Genomic DNA, 1,325 nt, shown 5'->3' on the forward strand with positions numbered 1-1,325 from the left:
GCTGAACAGCGCCATCGAGAACCGGATCAGCGACTACCGCGGCTACCTCCTCAACGGCCGTCAGGAGTACCTGGACCTGACCAACGCCGACCGCGCCCGCTTCCTCGACCAGGTGGCCGCGCTCCGCGGCAGGCTCACCGACCCGGTCCAACTCAAACTGCTCCAGGAGGTGTCGTCCGCCGAGGAGGCACATGCCGCCGCCTTGGCCCCGGTGATCCAGCGCCGTGGGCAGATCAAGTCCCTGAGCGACGTCTCGCAGCTCAACGGCAGCCTGGTGACGCCGGTCCGGGAGAAGCTCGAGAAGTCGATCGCCACCCTGATCGAACGCGTCCGCGCCGACGTCGAGACCGCCCGGCGGTCCTCGTCCCGGAGCGCCAGCGTGGCGATCGTCGTGATCGTCGTGCTGGGGCTGCTCGCGATGGCGTCGGGCACCCTGATCGCGGTCCGGCTCAGCCGCGATCTGCGGCGCGAGGTGGGCACCGCCGTGGGGCACATCCAGAGCTCGTCGGCGCAGCTCGAGGCGGCCGCGGCGCAGCAGGAGAGCGGCGGCCGCGACCAGGCCAGCGCGATGAACGAGATCACCACGACGATCAGCGAGCTGCTCATCACCTCGCGGCAGATCGCCGACAACGCCAAGCGGGTGTCGCAGATCGCCGAGGACACCGCGACCGCCGCCGAGGCCGGCGACTCCACGATCGACCAGACACGGCAGTCGATCCAGGCGATCCGTACCCAGGTCGATCTGATCGTGCAGCACATGCTGTCGCTCGGTGAGAAGTCGCAGCAGATCGGCGTGGTCGTCGACCTGGTGTCCGAGCTGGCCGAGCAGACCAACATCCTGGCCATCAACGCGACCATCGAGGCCAGCGGTGCCGGCGAGTGGGGCCGCCGGTTCGCCGTCGTCGCCGAGGAGATCCGCAAGCTGGCCGACCGCACCGCCGGGTCGGCCAAGGAGATCCGCGCGCTGATCGACGACGTCCGCGGTGCGGTCAACACGACCGTGATGGCCACGGAGATCGGCGCGAAGAGCGTGGACGCGGGCAGCCGCCAGTTCGACGACGCGACCAGCTCGTTCCGGCGGATCGCCCAGCTGGTGGCGACCACCAACGACGCCACCCGCGAGATCGAGCTGTCCACCAAGCAGCAGACCACGGCGGTCGAGCAGGTCAACGTCGCGGCGTCCGACACCGCGCGGGTGACCCGGGAGACCGAGGCCAGCGCGACGCAGACCAAGCAGACCGCCTCCCACCTCTCCAGCCTGTCCAGCGATCTGCTGGATCTGGTCGGCACCGGCCGGCGTTGACGGGCCGGCGCTGATGGGCTCG

The 1,325-nt window shown here is 70.1% G+C and carries 1 protein-coding gene; it reads left to right on the forward strand.

Annotation, left to right across the window (positions count from 1 at the left end):
• Positions 1-1,303: methyl-accepting chemotaxis protein (locus tag AB0M20_RS43965; protein WP_364307480.1), on the forward strand; the 1,303-nt coding region annotated here is incomplete at its 5' end.
• Positions 1,304-1,325 lie beyond the last annotated feature (22 nt).

It is taken from the genome of Actinoplanes sp. NPDC051633, from assembly GCF_040681735.1.
Taxonomy (GTDB): domain Bacteria; phylum Actinomycetota; class Actinomycetes; order Mycobacteriales; family Micromonosporaceae; genus Actinoplanes.